Source organism: Stenotrophomonas sp. FR012 (assembly GCF_047520565.2).
In the GTDB taxonomy this organism is placed as follows: Bacteria; Pseudomonadota; Gammaproteobacteria; order Xanthomonadales; family Xanthomonadaceae; genus Stenotrophomonas; species Stenotrophomonas sepilia.
In genome coordinates, this window is record NZ_JAXBQL020000001.1 from 802,562 (window position 1) to 821,341 (window position 18,780).

15 protein-coding genes are annotated in these 18,780 nt (G+C 68.3%); 5 read left to right on the forward strand and 10 right to left on the reverse strand.

The window, feature by feature from the left end; translation table 11 throughout:
* Positions 1–2: 2 nt before the first annotated feature.
* Complete coding sequence (gene ptsJ, locus ACM0O9_RS03890) at positions 3–1,289, forward strand: MocR-like B6 salvage transcription factor PtsJ (protein ID WP_065196106.1); 1,287 nt, start codon at positions 3–5, stop codon at positions 1,287–1,289.
* Between the two features lie 30 nt (positions 1,290–1,319).
* On the opposite strand, the gene ACM0O9_RS03895 is transcribed toward ptsJ, so the two are convergent.
* The 7 genes from ACM0O9_RS03895 to ACM0O9_RS03925 form a co-directional block, all read right to left on the reverse strand.
* Entirely contained in the window at positions 1,320–1,826 is a 507-nt protein-coding gene (locus ACM0O9_RS03895; RefSeq protein WP_005417089.1) for a hypothetical protein, read from the reverse strand.
* An 81-nt stretch (positions 1,827–1,907) separates the two neighbouring features.
* Complete coding sequence (locus ACM0O9_RS03900; protein ID WP_171955499.1) at positions 1,908–5,018, reverse strand: error-prone DNA polymerase; 3,111 nt, start codon at positions 5,016–5,018, stop codon at positions 1,908–1,910.
* A 6-nt stretch (positions 5,019–5,024) separates the two neighbouring features.
* Positions 5,025–6,434 (reverse strand): Y-family DNA polymerase, encoded by a 1,410-nt coding sequence (locus tag ACM0O9_RS03905; RefSeq protein ID WP_005417086.1) that lies wholly within the window; start codon positions 6,432–6,434, stop codon positions 5,025–5,027.
* Between the two features lie 9 nt (positions 6,435–6,443).
* Positions 6,444–7,058, reverse strand: coding sequence for a translesion DNA synthesis-associated protein ImuA (imuA, locus tag ACM0O9_RS03910; RefSeq protein WP_053499642.1), 615 nt, complete (start codon positions 7,056–7,058; stop codon positions 6,444–6,446).
* Positions 7,059–7,396: 338 nt separating this feature from the next.
* Positions 7,397–8,404, reverse strand: a complete 1,008-nt coding sequence (locus ACM0O9_RS03915; protein ID WP_065196109.1) for a cyclase family protein — start codon at positions 8,402–8,404, stop codon at positions 7,397–7,399.
* 36 nt (positions 8,405–8,440) lie between these two features.
* Positions 8,441–9,091 carry a DsbA family oxidoreductase gene (locus tag ACM0O9_RS03920; RefSeq protein ID WP_188247614.1) on the reverse strand — a complete coding sequence of 217 codons (651 nt, stop codon included), beginning with the start codon at positions 9,089–9,091 and terminating at the stop codon, positions 8,441–8,443.
* Between the two features lie 92 nt (positions 9,092–9,183).
* Positions 9,184–10,134 carry a LysR family transcriptional regulator gene (locus ACM0O9_RS03925; RefSeq protein ID WP_176556926.1) on the reverse strand — a complete coding sequence of 317 codons (951 nt, stop codon included), beginning with the start codon at positions 10,132–10,134 and terminating at the stop codon, positions 9,184–9,186.
* Positions 10,135–10,250: 116 nt separating this feature from the next.
* Between ACM0O9_RS03925 and ACM0O9_RS03930 the strand changes: the two genes are divergently transcribed.
* Positions 10,251–11,129, forward strand: a complete 879-nt coding sequence (locus ACM0O9_RS03930; RefSeq protein WP_005417061.1) for a sterol desaturase family protein — start codon at positions 10,251–10,253, stop codon at positions 11,127–11,129.
* A gap of 9 nt (positions 11,130–11,138) precedes the next feature.
* Here the strand turns inward: ACM0O9_RS03930 and ACM0O9_RS03935 are convergent, their stop codons facing one another.
* Both ACM0O9_RS03935 and ACM0O9_RS03940 read right to left on the reverse strand, forming a co-directional pair.
* Positions 11,139–11,843 carry an AraC family transcriptional regulator gene (locus tag ACM0O9_RS03935; RefSeq protein WP_005417060.1) on the reverse strand — a complete coding sequence of 235 codons (705 nt, stop codon included), beginning with the start codon at positions 11,841–11,843 and terminating at the stop codon, positions 11,139–11,141.
* 304 nt (positions 11,844–12,147) lie between these two features.
* On the reverse strand, positions 12,148–12,582 hold the full coding sequence (locus ACM0O9_RS03940) for a VOC family protein (RefSeq protein WP_005417059.1): 435 nt from the start codon (positions 12,580–12,582) through the stop codon (positions 12,148–12,150).
* Between the two features lie 338 nt (positions 12,583–12,920).
* On the opposite strand from ACM0O9_RS03940, the gene ACM0O9_RS03945 reads away from it, so the two are divergent.
* The gene (locus ACM0O9_RS03945) at positions 12,921–15,716 is read left to right on the forward strand and encodes a beta-glucosidase family protein (RefSeq protein WP_081275781.1); all 2,796 of its coding nucleotides are present in this window, start codon (positions 12,921–12,923) and stop codon (positions 15,714–15,716) included.
* 99 nt (positions 15,717–15,815) lie between these two features.
* Here ACM0O9_RS03945 and ACM0O9_RS03950 read toward each other — a convergent pair whose 3' ends face one another.
* Positions 15,816–16,712 (reverse strand): LysR family transcriptional regulator, encoded by an 897-nt coding sequence (locus ACM0O9_RS03950; RefSeq protein ID WP_065178502.1) that lies wholly within the window; start codon positions 16,710–16,712, stop codon positions 15,816–15,818.
* Positions 16,713–16,818: 106 nt separating this feature from the next.
* Here ACM0O9_RS03950 and ACM0O9_RS03955 point away from each other — a divergent pair, with 106 nt between their 5' ends.
* Together ACM0O9_RS03955 and ACM0O9_RS03960 are read left to right on the forward strand one after the other, a co-directional pair.
* Entirely contained in the window at positions 16,819–18,180 is a 1,362-nt protein-coding gene (locus ACM0O9_RS03955) for an MFS transporter (protein WP_414604200.1), read from the forward strand.
* Positions 18,177–18,563, forward strand: coding sequence for a DUF4440 domain-containing protein (locus tag ACM0O9_RS03960; protein ID WP_005417047.1), 387 nt, complete (start codon positions 18,177–18,179; stop codon positions 18,561–18,563). The genes ACM0O9_RS03955 and ACM0O9_RS03960 overlap by 4 nt, the downstream gene beginning before the upstream one ends.
* Positions 18,564–18,780: the final 217 nt, after the last annotated feature.

Sequence of the window (18,780 nt, forward strand, 5' to 3'; positions counted from 1 at the left end):
AAATGAAAATCACCGGGCATAGCGCCGAGTCGATCTTCGACAGCATCCGCGATGGCATCGGCAAAGGCCGTCTGCCGGCCGGCAGCGTGCTGCCGCCGGTTCGCGATCTGGCCGATCAGTTGGGGGTCAATCGCAACACCGTGGCCGCCGCCTACAAGCGATTGGACGCGGCCGGCCTGGCCAGCACCGCAGGCCGGCGCGGCACGGTGGTGCGTGGCCTGCCGCCGATGCTGGCGCGCGAGGGCAGTACGCCGGGGTTGGCGCTGCAGGACCTGGCCGGTGGCAACCCGGATCCGCGCCTGTTGCCCAGCCTGCGCCTGGCCGCGGCGGCACCGCGGTTGTATGGCGTGGGCACGGTCGACCCGAGGTTGCAGGCGTTGGCACGCGCCTCGCTGGATGCGGATTGCCCCGAGGGGTACGCGCTGGAGCTGACCCATGGCGCGGTCGATGGCATCGAGCGCCTGTTGGCGGCATGGCTGCTGCCGGGCGATCGCATCGCGGTGGAGGATCCATGCTTCCTCGGTAGCCTCAATGTGCTCAATGCCGTCGGCCATGCGCCGTTGCCGGTGACGATGGATGCGCATGGCATGCAGGTCGAATCGCTGCGACAGGCGCTGGAGGCCGGTGCACGCGTGGTGCTGTTGACACCACGGGCGCACAATCCGACCGGGGCCAGCCTGGATGCGAAGCGGGCACGGGCGTTGCGCCAGCTGCTGGCGGCCTATCCGCAGGTGGCGGTGCTGATCGATGACCACTACGCACTGCTCTCGCAGCAGGCCTACCACTCGGTACTGCCGCTGGATGGCCGGCGCTGGGCGCTGCTGCGTTCGCTGTCCAAGCCGCTCGGCCCCGACCTGCGCCTGGCCTGGCTGGCCTGTGATGACGAGACCGCGATGCGGTTGCGGTTGCGGTTGGCGTCCGGCATCGGTTGGGTCAGTCATCTGCTGCAGGATGCCGCCACTTCGGTGCTGGCATCGGCGCCGCAGCGGGCAAAGATCGCCTCGGCAGGCGAGCGGTACCAGCAGCGCCTGCAGTCGCTACAGGAACTGCTGCGCGTGCGTGGCGTGCCGACGCCGTTGCCGATGGAGGGATTGAACCTGTGGCTGCCGTTGCCGGCCGACAGCCATCCACAGGTGCTGGCGCTGGCTGCGCGCGGATGGCATGTGCGTGCTGGCGAAGTGTTTGCGGTGGCTGCACCAGCGCATGGCCTGCGCATCACCTGCGCGGCGCTGGGGGCGGCGCAGCTGCGGCAGCTGGCCGATGACCTGGCGGCGGTGTGTGGGGTATAGCGCCCAGCCATGCTCGACGCTAGAAGCAGATCAGGGCGCGGCGTTGGCGTTGGGGCGCACGTAGTAGGACTGGCCACTGTCATCGACGAACATCAGCTCCGGCTTGCCCTGCCAGGACGTGAGCATGGCGCCGGTATTGTTCTGGTGCTTGACCATCAGGCTGGCGCCACGGTCCGGATTGGCGACGACCTTGAAGACTTCGGTGGTGCCGGTGGCATCGTCCAGAGTGAGTAGGGCTTCGCCCCCGCGGTCGCTGGTGCCATAACCGCCGCGCTCGGAACCGTCGGGGCCAAGCAGGATCAGGCCGGACAGCGCGGTTGCACGCGGTCCTTGGGTGCGGCCCCTGCTGAGGGGGTCCGGCACCGGCGCACCGAGGATCAGCCGTGGTTGGCCAGTGCCATCGTGGATGACCAGGCCGCGCGCTTCGATGATCCGCTCAGGTGATTGGCTGCGATGCAGGCTCCAGGCGGTCCAGCCGGAAACGAGCAGGGCAAGGGTCGAGACCACCAGGGTGGTCAGCAGCAGCACACGGGGCATCGGGTCGTCCTTCCTTGGATAGGCCGACGATAGCGGATGCCAGCGGGCAAAGGCCAGTTCGTTGTGTGACGATCTGTATCGTCAGTGGAAATCGCGGCTGTGGCTGCGCAGTCCCTGCAGCAGCTCATCCAGGCAGTGCATGCGCTGCACGATGACATGCTGCACGCCATCAACGCGCTCCAGGCGGCCATCGATCTGCATCAGCTGGGTGTCGACCAGCACCCGGTGCTGGCGGTCGGCCAGGTGGCGCCAGACCACGGCGTTGACCATCCCGGTCTCGTCTTCAAGGGTGAGGAAGGTAACGCCACTGGCGGTCTGCGGGCGCTGGCGCATGCGCACCAGTCCGGCGATGCGCACGCGTCGGCCATGGCCGTGCCCGGCCAGCTGCGCGGCATCCAGGCAGCCGCGGCTGCGCAGCTGCGCGCGCAGGAACGAGATCGGGTGGCGGCCGAGGGTGGTGCCGGTGCTGCGGTAGTCGGCCTGCATGTCCTCCCAGGCGCTGGGCAGTGGCAGGGGCACGCGGGCTTCGGCAGTGGCACGGGCCTGGTCGAACAGCGGCAGCCGGTTCTCTACGCCCGAGATATCCCAGCGTGCACGATGGCGATGGCCACTGAGCCCGCGCAGTGCGCCGGCATCGGCCAGCAGGCCCTGCTGGCGGCGGTCCAGCGCGGTGCGCTGGCACAGGTCGCCGACGTCGTCGAACGGGCGCCGCGCGCGCTCGCGCATGATGGCCTGCACGGCATCTTCGTTGCAGCCGTCGATCAGACGCAGGCCCAGACGGATCGCCGCCGGCCCCCTGCTGAAGTCCAGCGTGCAGTCCCAGTCGCTGTGGCGTACGTCCACGGGAAGAACGGTAATGCCATGCCGCCGCGCGTCCTGCAGCAGCTGGTCAGGGCTGTAGAAACCCAGCGGCTGGCTGTTGATCAGGCTGGCAGTGAACGCGGCGGGATGATGGCACTTCAGCCAGCAGCTGGCATAGGTCAGCAGGGCGAAGCTGGCGGCATGACTTTCCGGGAAACCGTAATCGCCGAATCCCTTGATCTGCTCGAACAGGTGCTCGCCGTATTCGCGGCTGAAGTTGTTTCTCAGCATGCCGGCCAGCAGTTTCTCGCGATGTGGTTCCAGCCCACCGCGGCGCTTCCAGGCCGCCATCGAACGGCGCAGGGCATCGGCCTCGCCCGGGGTGTAGCCGGCCGCATCCACCGCCAGCTGCATCACCTGCTCCTGGAACAATGGCACGCCCAGCGTACGCGCGAACACGCGTTCCAGCTGCGGTGGGTAGAGCGGGTTGTCCGGGTCGTTCAACGCGTCCGGGCCTTGTTCGCGCAGGATCCGGCGCCGCTCCAGGTAGGGATGCACCATGTCACCCTGGATCGGGCCGGGACGCACGATCGCCACTTCGATCACCAGATCGTAGAAGTTGCGTGGCTGCATGCGCGGCAGCATCGCCATCTGTGCGCGCGACTCGATCTGGAACACGCCGATGGTGTCGGCGGCGCTGATCATGTCGTAGGTGGGGGTGTCTTCGTCGGGGATCGCATCCATGCGCCCGCTGTGCAGGCCATGCTGTTTCAGCATCGCCAGGCATTTGCGGATGGCCGTGAGCATGCCCAATGCCAGGCAGTCGACCTTCATCAGGCCGGTGGCATCCAGGTCATCCTTGTCCCACTGGATGACGGTGCGGTCGGCCATCGCCGCGTTCTCCACCGGTACCAGGGTCGACAGTGGATGCTCGGAAATCACGAAACCGCCCGGGTGCTGCGACAGGTGGCGCGGAAAATCGATCAGCTCTGCGGTGAGTGCCAGCAGGCGCCGCATCAACGGCGTGTCCGGATCGAAGCCACGCTCGCGCAGGGTTTCCGGCAGCGGGATGTTGCCGCCCCAGTGGTCCATCGCCGCGCCCAGTTCGTTGACCTGGTCCATCGGCAGGCCCAGCGCGCGGGCCACGTCGCGGATCGCGCTGCGGCCACGGTAGCTGATCGCCACCGCGGTCAGTGCGGCGCGCTCGCGGCCGTAGCGCTTGAACACGTACTGCAGCACCTCCTCGCGCCGCTCGTGCTCGAAGTCGATGTCGATATCCGGTGGTTCGTCGCGCTCGGCGGAGATGAAGCGCTCGAACAGCAGGTTGCTGCGTGCCGGGTCGATCTCGGTCACGCCCAGCACGAAGCACACCGCTGAGTTGGCCGCTGAGCCACGGCCCTGGCAGAGGATGTCCTGGCTGCGCGCAAAGCGCACGATGTCCTGCACGGTGAGGAAGTAGGAGGCGTAGTTCTTCTGCTTGATCAGCGCCAGTTCGTGCTCGATCTGCGTGCGTTGCTTCGCTTCGATGCCGCCTTTCCAGCGCCACTGGATGCCGCGCTCGACCAGCACGCGCAGCCAGCTGTCCGGATCGTGTCCTTCGGGCACCAGCTCGCGCGGATAGGTGTACTGCAGCTGTTCCAGGGTGAAGTGGCAGCGCTCGGCGATGCGCAGGGTTTCAGCCAGCAGTTCGGGCGGATACAGCTGGGCCAGCGCGGTACGCGGGCGCAGGTGGCGCTCGCCATTGGGAAACAGGCGCCAGCCGGCCTCGGCCACGCTGCAGCGGTGGCGGATCGCGGTCAGCGTATCCTGCAGGGCGCGGCGGCGTCGCACGTGCATGTGCACGTCGCCACTGGCGACCAGGGGCAGGCGGTGGCGTTCGCCGAAGGCCTGCAGCTGCTGCAGGCGGCGTGCGTCATCGTGTTCGCGGTGCAGTTCCACCGCCAGCCACAGCCGATCATTGAAGCCGGTGCGCAGCAGTTCCAGGTCGGTAGCGGCCGGTTGCCGGTCCAGCCATAGACAGAGCAGGCCGTTGGGCAGGCCGAGCAGGTCCTCGCGCAGGCAGAGGTACTCGCCCTTGGCAGCCCGCCGCCGGCAGGTCGTGATCAACTGGCAGAGCCCGGCATAGGCGGCCTGGTCGGTGCACAGCAGGGCCAGCTTCGGCCCGTCCTCGACCTGGAATTCGGCACCGACGATCAGCGCCACGCCATGCGCCTTCGCCGCTTGCCAGGCACGCACGATGCCGGCCAGCGAGCATTCGTCGGTGATCGCCAACGCGCGGTAGCCCTGGCCAGCGGCGCGCGCGAACAACTCTTCGGCGATCGAAGCACCGCGCTGGAAACTGAAGGCCGACAGGCAGTGCAGTTCGGCGTAGCCGGGCAGTTCGCTGCGCATGGCGGCTCAGCCGAACCAGCCGTGCAGCATCCACGGCGCATGCGGATCGTTGCGCGCGCGGAAGGCCCAGCCGCGCTGGCCATGCGCGGTTTCCACCACGTAGTAGTCGCGGCGCGCGTCAGCCTGGTCCCACCAGCCCGATTCGATCCGCTCCGGCCCGGCGATGATGCGCAGGCGCGGGTCACGCAGCGGCTGTGGAGCGTCCAGCAGCCAACCGGGGCGCAGTGGCCAGTATGCCGGTGGCCTGGCTGCTGGCTGGGTGCCGCTGGCGCGTTCGGGGCGATGGTCGGCCTGCACTGCCAGCGGCTGCACGGCGTCATCGCCGAGCCGCGCGCGCAGGCGCTCACGCAGCTGGTTCCACGGCATCGCCTGCGCCGGACGGGTATCGAACAGGTCACGCGCGGCGGGCACGAACGGCGGCAGCTGTTCGGCCTGCAGGCGCAGTGCGCGGCTGCCGGCCGGCAGGGCGAACGCTTCCATGCGGTTGCGCGCGATCTCGAACAGCAACGCGGGATCGCGTTCGGGCGCCAACAGGCCGATGGTCAGCACGCTGGCCGGCAACAGGTCATGCTCGAAATGCAGGTCGAAGCGCTGCACGCCGCCATCGCGCGAACACAGGAACGCGGCCAGGTCGAGCAGCAGGCGGCGCAGCGGGAACAGCAGGGCCTGGCTGGATTCGATCTCGTATTCGAATTCGATGCGCGCATCGAAACGGTCCGGTGGCTGGTAGTAGCGCAATGGCGCGGTGGGCAGCCCGCGCAATGCATCCAGCTGCTGCAGGACCTCGGGGGCGAAGCGCCGGGCCAGGCTGTCGCGCGGCAGCTTGAGCACCGCGCCCAACGTGCGCAGGCCGGAACGGCCAAGCACCGTCACCGCCTCGCTGGGCAGGCCGCAGCGCGCCAGGGGCAGCTGCGCCAGCGCCGCCGGCAGCTGCTGCGCATCAAGGCCGAGGCCATCGTGGACGTTGGCCAGCACGCGCGCGGCATGTGGGGTAGGCGCGGCCACCAGGCGGTGGCGGAAGCCGAGTTCGTGCAGTTCGTTGCGCAGGCGCTGCTGGATCGTCAGCCAGTCACCGAACAGGGCGCGGCTGGCACCGATTTCCAGCACCAGCGCATGCGGAAAATCGAGGCTGACCTGCGAGCTGTAGGCATAGGCCCAGCTGGCCAGCAGCTGCCGGGTGTGCTGTTCGGCATTGGGGTCGTAGTCGTGCAGGTGCATGTCCTGCACCAGTACCTGTGCAGCCGACAGCAGCATGCCCGGGCGCAACCCCGCGGCGCGTGCTGACGGGCTGACTGCACGCACTACGCGTCGCTGTGCCGGCCCCTGCAGCAGCACCAAGGGCCGCTGTGGGTCGGGCTGCAGGCGCAGCACGCTGTCCAGCGCCAACTGCGGCAACAACAGGCAGGCCCAGTGCATGGCGCGTCCTCAGTGGGCGATGGCCAGCGGCAACGGTTGTGCCGGCGGCAGGCCGCCACGGCACTTCAGCACCCGCACCTGGCCGTGGTCGAGCTGCAGGCGCAGGCTGGCCGGGGAGGGATTGCGCGCGGCCTGCGCCTCGCGGAACACGAAGCCCAGGCACTGGCCGCTGTCGGCGGCCACCTGCAGGCGGCGCAGGGCGCGGTCGTCGGCTTGATGCGGCCAGCACAGTACCGCCGCGCAGGCCGCAGAGCGCAGGCACTGTTCGGCGGCCCACAGTGCCTGCTTCGGCGTGGCCTGGATGACCTGCAGCTGGGCCAGTTCCAGCCCGGCCGCTGCCCAGGCCGGAGCGTGCGGGCGATAGGGCGGAGCGACCAGCACGATCGGGCGGTCGCGCTGGCTCAGCCTGGCCAGTGCCGGCCAGACCAGCGCCAGTTCGCCAACGCCGGGCGCCGCCTGCAGTACCTCGCACAGCCCGCTGGCCGGCCAGCCGCCGCCGGGCAGGCGTGCATCCAGTGCCGGATGGCCGCTGGCCAGATGGTCGCTGGCGGGGCCCTGGCGGGCCGGGCCACGCCACAGCTGGCGCCCGTCCAGCAGCCGGTCGAGGGCGACGACGGCACCCATCAGTCAGCCCTCCAGGGGAGGCGCCGGGTGGGCTGGAAGCGGCAGGAACGGGCGGAAACGGCAGGCATGGCGCGAGTATCGACGGGCCGGTATCAGGGGCTGAGACCAGACATGCTACTCGCGTTGTAAGTAGAATTACTAATGAAATCGGAGGGTCCGGTTTCAGGTTGCTGAAGGGGGAAAGCATCCACGCATGGCGTGGATCTACTGGAGAGCCACGGCAAATCCATGCCGCAGCCTGGTAGATCCACGCCATGCGTGGATAGCGGTAAAGCGCGGTGCCGACCAAGGTCGGCACCCACCCGGCATGGCCCGTTGCTACCCGGGGATGCCCCTGGTTACGGGCGCACCGGCAGCGCCACCGGGCGCAGCGGCGCGGCATCGCCACCGCGGATCTTCAGCGGGCCGCCGATGAAGGCGAATTCGTAGACCTTGTCGCGGGCCAGTTCGTCCAGCGCCACCAGCTCGATGATCGGCGCACCCTGCTGAGCCAGCAGGTAGGTGTGCAGCGGCACGTAGTCGTCGGACACCTCCGAAGGGAAGGTCTCGAAGCTGAGGTTGTCGGCGCCGACGATCATCGCGCCGCCGTCCTCGACCAGGAAGCGTGCCGCGTCCAGGCCCATGCCCGGCGGGTTGGCCATGTAGGCCCTGGGCTGCTCGAACAGGCGCATGCGGCCGGTGCGGATCAGCACCACGTCACCCTGCTGCAGTTTCACCTTCTGGCGTGCCAGCGCATCCTTCAGGTCCTGGCGGGTGACGCGGTAGCTGTCCGGCAGCATGTCCACGCCCTTGGCGCCGGCCACGTCGATCAGCACGCCACGCGCGATCAGCGGCGGGAATTTCTCGATGCCGGTGACATTCCAGCCGCGGTCGCCGAGGTGCTTGTCGGCCTCGAAGCCGTTCCAGATCTTCCCGTGGATGCCGAAGTGGTTCAGCGCATCGATGTGGGTGCCGGTGTGGCTGTACATCGAGAACGCGGTGCCGGTGTAGCTGCGGGTGAGGTTCATGGCCTCGCCCACGCCCATCGGATCGTCCATCACTGTGCCGCGCGGGGTGTGGGTCATCCAGAACTGGTAGTGCGGGTCGCCGGCATCCTGCCAGCTGGGCATGCCGACGTAGTAGTCGGTGGCCAGGTCATAGGCCTTGCCGCCGCTGACCCGCGACAGGATCGCCGCACGCGAGGCTTCGGTGATCAGGTTGAGGCGGCCGATCTCGTCCTTCGGCCCCCACGGGCTGGTGCCGACCTGCTGGCCGGAGGGAACGCGTTCGTGCGCGGACACGGTGGTGGACGCGGCGGTGGCGGCCAGCAGCAGGGCCAGCGCGGTGGAAAGGGTACGTGGGGTCATGGGGAAATCTCCTTGCAGGGTGGGGGAGGGGGCGGCTCAGGCCGCGACCAGGGGCGCCAGGGCCTGGCGCAGGTGTGGGAGCGGCAGGGTCTGCAGGCGCAGGCCGTTGCCGCCGATCACGGTGGGGATGGAGCGGATGCCGAGCGCGGCAGCTTCGGCGCGATCGGCCTGCACGCGCTGGTGCACCGCGTCGCTGCGCATGTGGTCAGCGAAGGCGCCACGTGGATGGCCCAGCGATTCGGCAATATCCAGCAGCACTTCGGCATCGCCGATGTTGCGGTGCTGGTGCAGGTGCGCCCATTGCACCGCGTCGAACATCGCGCCATGGGCATCATTGCCACCGATCAGCCCTGCGGTCTGGCAGGCCAGTGCGCCGAGCCAGCCGGACGGATACTCGAAGTCCTGTGCGCGCATGCCTTCGATATCGATGCGCGCGATGTCTTCATGCGCGGCGCAGTCGGTCCAGTGGCGCAGGATGATCGCCTTGGCGCGCGCCATCGAGCCGAACACCTCGACCATCTGCGCGCGCGAGTCCTGCAGCACGAAGCTGCGGTGGCGCACCTGGATGCCGAGTTCGGCGGAGACCTGCTGCAGGCGCGGGGCCAGCACGAAGCACCAGCCGCAGACCACGTCGTGGAAGAAATCGACCACCGGCGCTGCGGTGGCGGGGGAAGGAACGGGAGACATCTGCCTGCCATCGGTGAGAGGAGAGGCGGCAGAGTAGGCAGCGCGGCGTGGCCGAAACAGCACGCTGCGGACAGCTCAGTTTTCGCTGGCAGTTACGAATCCAGGCCGGCGCAGCCGGGCAGCTCGGCGTGCAGGAAGTCGATGAAGGCACGCACCTTGGGCTGCAGGTGGCGCGAGGTGGGGTAGACCGCATGCACGAAGCGCGGCGGATAGCGATGGTCGGGCAGCACCTGCTGCAGTTCGCCACGGGCCAGCGCTGGTGCCGCCAGGAACGAGGGCAGGGCGCCGATGCCCATGCCCGCCACCAGCAGGTCACGCAGCAGCAGGCTGTTGTTGACGGTCACGCGTGCCGGAAGGGTGATCGTCACCTGGCCATCCGGGCCGAGCAGCGGCCAACTGCCCGGTGAGTCGGACAGGCTGTAGGCCAGCACGCTATGGGCCTGCAGATCCCCTACTGCCTGCGGTGCCGGATGCTGCCGCAGGTAGGAGGGCGCCGCGCACAGCACCTGCTGCAGCGAGGCCAGCCGGCGTGCCACCAAGCGTGAATCATCCAGCTCGGCACGCAGCCGCAGCGACACATCGAAACCCTCACCGACTGCATCGAGCAGGCGATCTTCCATCACCAGGTCCAGCGACAACTGTGGATGCTGCTGCAGGAAGCGCGGCAGCAGCGGCGACAGCGTGCTCAGTGCGAATGACTGCGGCGCGTTCACGCGCAGGCGCCCGGCCACCTCGCCGCGCTGTTCGGCGATGCCGCGTTCCAGCGCTTCCAGCTCGTCGAGCAGGCGGCAGCATTCGCGGTAATAGGCGTGGCCGGTTTCGGTCAGGCTCATGCGCCGCGTGGTCCGCTGCAGCAGCACCACGCCCAGATGCGTTTCCAGCGTGCGCAACTGCTTGCTCAGGCCGGCCGGCGACATGCCCAGGTCTTCGGCGGCACGAGCGAGCCCGCCGCGTTCGACGATGCGGCGGAAGGCGCGCATCAGGTTGAAGGAGTCCATGCCGGTCCCGGGCGCGATGAGAGCGTCATTGTAGATCCACGCCATGCGTGGATGTGGGAAGCGTGGTGCCCGCAGGGTTGCGCCGTTTGTTCAAGCCAGCAACCCACACGCCACGCCAGCATGCAGGCCCCTCACTTCCCGGGTTGCCCATGAAGCACTGGATGCTCCGCCTGTATGCCCCGCTGTTCCTGCTTGGATTCGTCGCCACTGCCGTCGTCTGGGTGGGCCACTGCCATGGCGATCCGTTGTGGCTGCTGACCCTGCTGGCGATCGCCATTGCGGTTTCGTTCGTCGCCGAGCGCGCTTGGCCGTATGACCCTGCGTTCAACCGTGACCACGGCGACCGTGTGCGTGACGCCCTGCACGCGCTGGTCAACGAAGGCCTGAACCTGTTGTCGATCGCGGCGGTGCCGCTGCTGGCGGCGATCATTCCGTGGCAGTTGTGGCCGCTGCAGTGGCCGTTCGCACTGCAGCTACTGGTGGCGATCATCGCTGCCGATCTCGGCATCACCCTGGTGCACTACGCCAGCCATCGCATCGGCTGGCTATGGCGCCTGCATGCCGTGCATCACAGCGTGACCCGCATGTATGGCTTCAACGGGCTGATGAAACACCCACTGCACCAGGCCGCCGAAGCGGTGGGCGGCGTGCTGCCGCTGCTGCTGTTGGGCCTGCCGATGCCGGTGGCGGCGGTGCTGGCCTTCGCCATTGCCATCCAGCTGCTGCTGCAGCACTCCAACGTAGACATGCGTCCCGGCGTGCTGGGCCGGGTGATGGCCTGGGCGCCGCTGCATCGCTTCCATCACATACGTTACGGCACCGCCGGTGACGTCAACTTCGGCCTGTTCCTGACCGTCTGGGATCACCTGCTGGGGACCGCCTTCGATGCGCCGGGCTATCGACTGCAGCAACGCGACCTCGGCATCGGCAGCCAACCTGACTATCCACGCGATTACGCGGGGCAGCTGCTGGCGCCGTTTCGTGAACTGCCGCATGGCGAGGTGCCGGAGCTGCCCGAAGGCCTGCGCAGGCGTGGGTGATCGGCCGTGTCAGGTCGTGCGCAACTGCAGGCCCTGCAGCTGTGCGGCACCGATGCCGAACATGCGGCGCAGGCTGCGCGAGAGATGGGCCAGGTCGGCGAAGCCGGCGGCATGCGCGCTGGCGGTCAGACTGTGCCCCTGCAGGTGGTGCGCGAGCGCAGTACGCAAACGCTGCCACAGCACCCAGCCGCGCAGGGTCACCGCCAGGTCGGACTGGAAACGCCGGTGCAGCTGGCTGGTCGACAGGTGCGCGGCTCCGGCGATGTCGGCAGCCGGCACCGGGCCAGGCAGGTAGTGGCTGATGCGGGCCAGCGCCGCCTCTACCCGCCGGTCCAGTGGCTGCGCGCGGCTCAGCCGTGGCAGCCAGCGGTGCAGCCCGGCCGCAGTGCCGGGCAACGCGTACAGATGCTGCTGGATCTGTTCGAGGTCGGCATGCGCCGGCTCAAGGAACACCGTGCAGCCCGCGTCCGGTGCAGACAGGATCGCGTGCGGCCGGAACGACGGCACCCACAGCCGTTGGCCCTGCTGGCGCACACCGTCGATCTCGACGTGCCAGGGAGTGGCTTCGCTCAACAGCAGCTGATGGGCATAGTGCGCGTGTACATCGCTGTCACCGGCACGCCCCTGCAACACGGCCACGTGAGCATCCAGCAGCAGCGTGCCATTCCAGGGCAGGGCGGGGGAGGGCATGACGGGATTGTAGATCCACACCATGCGTGGATGAATCTCCATCGAAATCGAGTAATTCGACGATTGATCGAAGAGCATCCACGCATGGCGTGGATCTACTGCAGATTGCGACGGATTGTCGAAGGCGGGGTGGATCCGGTTGCGGGGGCGTGAGCGCCATGGATGGCGCGACCGAGCCTCCAGGGACGGATTCACGGCGTCCCCCGCAACCGGACCCACCCCGCCATCCCACAGGAAGCCCGCTTTTGCTTCGGCTGTTGCTTCTGAGGTTGCCGGCCAGCGGCCGGCACTACCGCGGGGGCCGGGCGCAGCCTGGCCGTTCGCCCCCTCAGCGCCCCTGCGGATCCGGCCGGTGATGCACGTACTCGACCACCGTGCCATCGGGATGCACCGCATTGAACGCCGCCCCGGTCGGGACCACCTGCAACGGGAAGATGATCTCGGCGCCGGCGGCAACCAGTTTGTCGTGATAAGGCCGAACGTCATCGACCAGCAGTGTCCCCGTGGTCGAGGTGAACGGCGCCAGCGCCGCCTCGCTGCCCTCGATCAACAGGAACGCACCGACCATGGCCAGGCGCAGCCCGGCCTCCGGAAACGGAAAGCCCGCATCGGCCACCACGCCCTGCAGCTGCTCGTAGAAGGACACGCTGCGTTCCAGCTCACCGGGGGCCACGAACACCCGGATCAGCACGCGCGGTGCGCGCTGGCTGGAGGTATCGCAGCGGTCGCGCCAGAGATGGTCGAAGTCGCGGTGGACGGTCATGGGCTCGGTTCGTGGCCAGGGACCTTCATTATCGGCAGCCTCGCACGGCGCGCTGATGACCGCCGGTGATGGCCTGATAACTGCAGGCTGGGATCGCCCCTGTGACTTAGGTCCTGTTGACAGGTGTGAACGCCCTCGCACAATCTTCACAGGATTGGGTCGCCCTGCGCGGCCCGGGCAGGCAGGTTGTCACGGCGGGAGGAGGGTCCCGCGCGCAGACCGGCCCGTCCTTCGGCCTGCGGGAGGTTGCCTGGCAACCCCTGCGCGGCATGAACGCTGCACCCTTCGGCGGCACTTTCCCTGGACCGATTGCCTTGGCAACGGAATTACGCCCGTCGATGAAAACGTTTACAAAGCAGCTTGTACTGTCCCTGGCCCTGTCCGCTGCACTGGCCGCTCCGGCCTGGGCCGACCCTGCCGCGTTCACCGTGCTGACCCTGGAACAGGCCCCGACCGCCGAGGCGATGCCGGCCCTGGCCGCCCAGCTGAAGACCCTGCAGGTGGACGCGGTGAGCGTGCGCCAGGTGCAGCGCGGCATCGGCCAGGTCGATCCGCTGCAGGTGCTGGCCGACGGACTGGGTTACGAATACCGCTTCATTGCCGCGGGCAGGGATGATGGCCAGACCCAGCGCGGCCAGGCCGTACTGACCCGGCTGCCGATCGCCGCTGAATCCGGCCCGGACCAGCCGGGCCTGAACTACCTGCGCCTGGACGATGGCCGCCACACCGTGGCGGTCTATACCGATGCCGGTGCAGGTGCCGCGCAGCTGCCAGCGCTGGTCACCCGTTCGCGGCTGGGTGCACCGGCGGTGCTGCTCGGCGCGGTGGCCGGTGAATCGGCCAAGGCCGCCGGCTTCGATCCGGCGCGTGTGGCGCTGGAAGCCGATGCCAGCTATTTCAGCGATGGTTTCCAGGCCGCCAGCAGCGCGCCGTTCAAGGTGGAAGGCAGCGCCTTGCGCGCCACCCTGCTGACACTGGCCTATGCCGCCGACACGCATGGCGACAGGCCGTGGATGGACACCACCCTCAACGCCGATGCGCGCGCCGCGCTGCTGCTGAAGGCGATGACCGAGGATGAGAAGTTCCAGATGCTGCACAGCTACTTCGGGCTGGGCAAGGATGGTGGCCCACTGCCGGAAGGCGCGGTCGGTTCGGCCGGTTTCGTGCCGGGCGTGGCGCGGCTGGGCATTCCGTCGCAGCAGTCGGCCGATGCCGGTGTCGGCGTGACCAATCCGGGCGGCATCCGCCCGGGTGATTTCGCCACGGCGATGCCATCGGGCCCATCCACCGCGTCCAGCTGGAACCGCGAAGTGGCTTTCGCCGGTGGCGCGACCATGGGCCGCGAGGCATGGCAGCAGCGCTTCAACATCCTGCTGTCGGGCAGCGTCAACCTGCAGCGCGATCCACGCAACGGCCGCAACTTCGAATATGCCGGTGAAGATCCGCTGCTGGCCGGTTCGATGGTCGGCGCGCTGATCCAGGGCGTGCAGAGCCAGCACGTGATCTCCTCGATGAAGCACTTCGCGCTGAACGACATGGAGACCCGCCGCAACTTCCACGACGTGCGCATCGGCGAGCAGGCCATGCACGAGTCGGACCTGCTGGCGTTCGAGATCGCGCTGGAAGCCGGCCGCCCGGGCGTGGCGATGTGCTCGTACAACAAGATCAACGGCACCTACGGCTGCGAGAACGGCTACCTGATGAACCAGGTGCTGAAGCAGGAATGGAAGTTCCCCGGTTTCGTGATGTCCGACTGGGGCGGCGTGCACAGCGGTTCGAAGGCGGCGCTGGCCGGCCTGGACCAGCAGTCGGCCGGTGAAGTGTTCGACGCAGCGGTGTTCTTCGACGAACCGCTGCGTCTGGCCGTGCATGGCGGCGTGGTGCCGCAGGCGCGCCTGAATGACATGGTCACGCGCATCCTGCGCACGATGTTCCTGCACGGCAACTTCGACAACCCGCCGCAGCACCAGAAGGTGGATGCCGAGGCCGGCTTCGCCGTGGCCCAGCGCACGGTGGAAGAGGGCAGCGTGCTGCTGCGCAATGAAGGCAACCTGCTGCCGCTGGCCGACAGCGTGAAGCGCATTGTCATCATCGGTGGCCACGCCGACAAGGGCGTGATCGGTGGCGGTGGTTCGTCGATGGTGGGCGTGACCGCCAAGGGCACCAACGCGGTGCCGGGCGTACTGCCGACCACCTGGCCGGGCCCGGTGATCTTCCACCCGTCCTCGCCGCTGGAATCGCTGCGTGCGGCGCGCCCTGACGCAACCATCGAGTATGTGGACGGGACCAATGCCGCCGCTGCGGCCAGGGCCGCCGCGCAGGCCGATGTGGCCATTGTGTTTGCCACGCAGTGGGCCGCCGAATCGGTGGACCTGCCGGACATGCAGCTGCCGGACAACCAGGACGCACTGATCTCGGCGGTGGCCGCGGCAAACCCGAAGACCGTGCTGGTGCTGGAAACCAACGGCCCGGTGCGCACCCCTTGGCTGGGGCAGGTGCCAGCGATGCTGCAGGCCTGGTACCCGGGCATCCGCGGCGGCGAAGGCATCGCCGCGCTGCTGACCGGTCAGGTCAATCCGTCGGGCCGCCTGCCGGTGACCTGGGTGACGGACGAATCGCAGCTGCCGCGCCCGCATATCGATGGCCTCGGCTTCAAGCCGGCCAAGCCGTTCGGTGATGTGTTCGATTTCGATATCGAAGGCGCCAACGTCGGCTACAAGTGGATGGCGGTCAAGGGCCTGACCCCGACCTTCGCCTTTGGTCATGGCCTGTCCTACACCTCGTTCGCCTATGACAACCTGAAGGTGAGCGTGGAAGGCTCGCGCCTGGTCGCCAGCGTCGATATCCGCAATACCGGCAAGCGCGCCGGCGCCGATGTGGCCCAGCTGTACCTGAAGCTGCCGGCAGGCAGCACCACGCCGATCCGCCTGATCGGCTACGACAAGGTGAACCTGCAGCCGGGCGAACAGCGCCGCATCCGCATCGAAGCCGAGCCGAAGACCCTGGCCCACTACGATGCACAGGCGCGCCAGTGGAAGATCGACGGTGGCACCTACCAGGTGCAGCTGGCGCGCAATGCCGCCGAGCCGCTGCAGACCGTGGACGTGCAGCTGGTGGAGCAGGTGCTGCGCTGATGCCTGACGACACGGCCCGCACAGGGCCGTGTCTGAAAAAGGGGACGGAGGGGATTAAGTCGTTTATGCATAAACGACTTAATCCCCTCCGTCCCCTTTTTATGTGGCGAACCGGTCGCGCAGGAAATCAATCAGCTGCCGTACCTTCGGTGAGGGCTGCGTGCTGTGCGGGTAGACCGCGTAGACACTCTGCTGCGGGAAGCGGTGCTGGCGCAGCACCGGGCGCAGCCGGTCCTGGGCCAGGTCGTCCTCGATCAGCCAGCGTGGCAGCACGGTGACCCCGGCGCCGGCCAGGGCGAACGCGCGCAGGCTGCTGGCACCATCCACGCGTACCACCGCGTTGCCCGGGTTGGTGGCAAACAGGGCGCCGCTGCCATCAGGCGCGATCACCGGCACATCGGCCAGGCGCGGATAGCCCAGGCGGGGCAGGGTGCCCAGCTGTGCCGGGTCATCGGCAGCCTCGGCAGAGGGCAGACGCGCCAGCAGCGAGGGAGCGGCCACCGCGCACAGTGGGTGGCGCTCCAATTCACTGGCGTGAAGGCCCGAATCCGGCAGGCGGCCGAGGCGGATCGCCAGGTCGAAGCGTTCGGGAATGAGGTCCGCTGGCGCTGGAGAAGTTGATAGGTGCAGCTGCAGGGCCGGGTGCTGCGCGCGGAACGCCTCCAACGCGGGAATCAGGCGTAGCTGGGCGTACTCCGGTGTGGTGGTCAGGCGCAGCACGCCCTGCAGCTGGTGCTGGTCGCGGCGCGCGGCATCGATCGCCGCCTGCGCAGCATCCAATGCCTGCACGCAATGTTGCAGGAACTGCTCGCCGGCCTCGGTCAGGGCCAAGTGGCGGGTGCTGCGCAACAGCAGGGTCACGCCCAGCTCCTGCTCCAGCCGCTTCAGGTTGAAGCTGACCACCGCGCGGCTGAGGCCGAGCCGATCGGCCGCAGCGGTCAGGCTGCCGGCTTCGACCACGGCACGGAAAATATCGAAGCGATCGAGGCTGACCACGGCGATTCATTGTCAAAACAGTTTTGACAGTGTCGCAGGTGCTGTCGTGTTTTTCCAACAACCCCCCGGGCGGCATGCTGATGGCTTCTCTGTTGGAGCGCCGCCGATGCCGTCCCCCCGCCTGCGCCATGAGGCGATTTTCCTGCTGGTATTCGCCCTGGATCTGGTCAACATGTTCATCGCCACGGTGGCCTATCCGGCATTGGCAGCGGAGCTGCACGCCGACGTCAGCACCCTGGCCTGGGTCGGCACGGCGTACATGCTGGGCCTGAGCGTGGTGATTCCGCTGGCGCCGTGGCTGGCCGCGCGCTGTGGCGAGCGTCGCTTGCTGCTGGTGGCGTTGCTGTTGTTCGCGGTTGCCGCTGCGCTGGCAGGTTCCGCATCGGGGATCGGCTGGCTGCTCGGATGGCGCCTGCTGCAGGGGTTGGCCGGCGGTCTGCTGATTCCCGTGGCGCAAGCCGCGGCGTACCGGCAATGCACGGCCGGGCAACGTGGCGCGCTGACCCGTCGCATCCTGCTGGTGGCGCTTCTGGTGCCGGCCCTGGCACCGGCACTGGGCGGGCTGCTGGTGCAGTGGCTGTCCTGGCGCGGCGTGCTCTGGGCCAGCCTGCCATTGGCGGTGGTGGCCATCGGTCTGGTGCTGGCCTGGATGCCGGCCGACTGCGCGCGCAGTGCGCCGCGCCTGCAGGCCTATGCCCTGTCCACCGCGATGCTGGCGCTGGGCGCGCTGCTGCTGGCGCTGACCTGGCTGGGCGAATCGGGACATCGCGGTGCAGGTGCCGTGTTGCTGCTGGCCGCGCTGTTGCTGGCGGCGATGCACCTGCGGCATGCACGTCGGCAGGCGCAGCCACTGCTGCGCTGGTCGTTGCTGTCCCATCGCGGGCTGCGGCTGGCGATGCTGGTGTATCTCGCCGTACCCGGTGTGTTCATCGGCAGCCAACTGGTCAGTACCCTGCAATTGCACCACGCCGGTTACAGCGCGGCACGCATCGGCGCGCTGATGCTGCCCTGGGCGCTGGCTGCGGCCATCGCGATCATGGCCAGCAAGCGCCTGCTGGCTCGCTTCGGTCCGGCTGCGGTACTGCACGCCGGCATGCTCCTGCAGGCCGGCGGCCTGTTGTTGATGGCGCTGCTGCCGCAGCCGGCCTTCGTGCTGGCCGGATTGTTGTTCGCGCTGATGGGCGCCGGCGGCAGCCTGTGCAGCAGCACCGCGCAGACGCTGGCCTTCCATGGCGTGGAAGGTGAGGCGTTGGGCGATGCCAGTGCACTCTGGAACCTCAACCGCCAGCTCAGCTTCTGCCTCGGCACCGCCGCCATCGCACTGCTGCTGGCATTGGCCATGCAATGGCTGCCGGCACGCGCCACCAGCGTGGCGCTGGGTTTGGCCGCTGCAATGACGCTGCTGCCGATGGCGCTGCTGCGCCGTTCGCAATCGATCTCTCTTTCCCAACCCGAGACAATGCAATGACGATGACCGCAGAGAACGAGTTCCATGATCTGATCGCCAAGCTGCAGGCCTGGTTCCGTGCGGAAGCAGCCGCCAGTACGCTGGATGCGCTGATGGATCATTTCTGCACCGACTTCAGCATGGTCGGTATTGCTGGGCAGCGCCTGGACCGCGAAGCACTGGCCGGCATGTTCGCTGGCGGCCACGGTGCCCGCCCGGGCCTGTGTATCGAAATCGATGCCCTGCAGTTCATTGCGGTGCCGGCACCGTTGGCAATGCTGCGCTACCGTGAAGGGCAGGGCGTTGCTGAAGGTGGGATGGCCTGGCGTGAAGCACTGGCCGTGCTGCGGCAGGAAGACGGCCGTTGGCGTTGGCTGGCGTTGCATGAAGTAACGGCAGCCTGATCGGGTAGTGCCGGCCGCTGGCCGGCAACTTCATGATCCTGGGGCGCGTTACGCGGTTGCCGGCCAGCGGCCGGCACTACCTTTCGCCGACGAGCGCAGCGGCACCGCAGGCACATGTGCCATCAGTCCTGCCCGCATCCACCGAAGAATGCAAAGCCTGCGCACACTTCACGGCGCCAGGCAGGAGTAGGCTTGGGGCTTTCCTGCCGGGAGGGGT

What these genes read in the sequence shown, in the direction of transcription:
- ptsJ (WP_065196106.1), top strand. Translation starts at nt 3, where the DNA reads ATGAAAATCACCGGGCATAGCGCCGAGTCGATCTTCGACAGCATCCGC.
- ACM0O9_RS03895 (WP_005417089.1), bottom strand. Translation starts at nt 1,826, where the DNA reads ATGCCCCGTGTGCTGCTGCTGACCACCCTGGTGGTCTCGACCCTTGCC.
- ACM0O9_RS03900 (WP_171955499.1), bottom strand. Translation starts at nt 5,018, where the DNA reads ATGCGCAGCGAACTGCCCGGCTACGCCGAACTGCACTGCCTGTCGGCC.
- ACM0O9_RS03905 (WP_005417086.1), bottom strand. Translation starts at nt 6,434, where the DNA reads ATGCACTGGGCCTGCCTGTTGTTGCCGCAGTTGGCGCTGGACAGCGTG.
- imuA (WP_053499642.1), bottom strand. Translation starts at nt 7,058, where the DNA reads ATGGGTGCCGTCGTCGCCCTCGACCGGCTGCTGGACGGGCGCCAGCTG.
- ACM0O9_RS03915 (WP_065196109.1), bottom strand. Translation starts at nt 8,404, where the DNA reads ATGACCCCACGTACCCTTTCCACCGCGCTGGCCCTGCTGCTGGCCGCC.
- ACM0O9_RS03920 (WP_188247614.1), bottom strand. Translation starts at nt 9,091, where the DNA reads ATGTCTCCCGTTCCTTCCCCCGCCACCGCAGCGCCGGTGGTCGATTTC.
- ACM0O9_RS03925 (WP_176556926.1), bottom strand. Translation starts at nt 10,134, where the DNA reads ATGGCGTGGATCTACAATGACGCTCTCATCGCGCCCGGGACCGGCATG.
- ACM0O9_RS03930 (WP_005417061.1), top strand. Translation starts at nt 10,251, where the DNA reads ATGCTCCGCCTGTATGCCCCGCTGTTCCTGCTTGGATTCGTCGCCACT.
- ACM0O9_RS03935 (WP_005417060.1), bottom strand. Translation starts at nt 11,843, where the DNA reads ATGGTGTGGATCTACAATCCCGTCATGCCCTCCCCCGCCCTGCCCTGG.
- ACM0O9_RS03940 (WP_005417059.1), bottom strand. Translation starts at nt 12,582, where the DNA reads ATGACCGTCCACCGCGACTTCGACCATCTCTGGCGCGACCGCTGCGAT.
- ACM0O9_RS03945 (WP_081275781.1), top strand. Translation starts at nt 12,921, where the DNA reads ATGAAAACGTTTACAAAGCAGCTTGTACTGTCCCTGGCCCTGTCCGCT.
- ACM0O9_RS03955 (WP_414604200.1), top strand. Translation starts at nt 16,819, where the DNA reads ATGCCGTCCCCCCGCCTGCGCCATGAGGCGATTTTCCTGCTGGTATTC.
- ACM0O9_RS03960 (WP_005417047.1), top strand. Translation starts at nt 18,177, where the DNA reads ATGACGATGACCGCAGAGAACGAGTTCCATGATCTGATCGCCAAGCTG.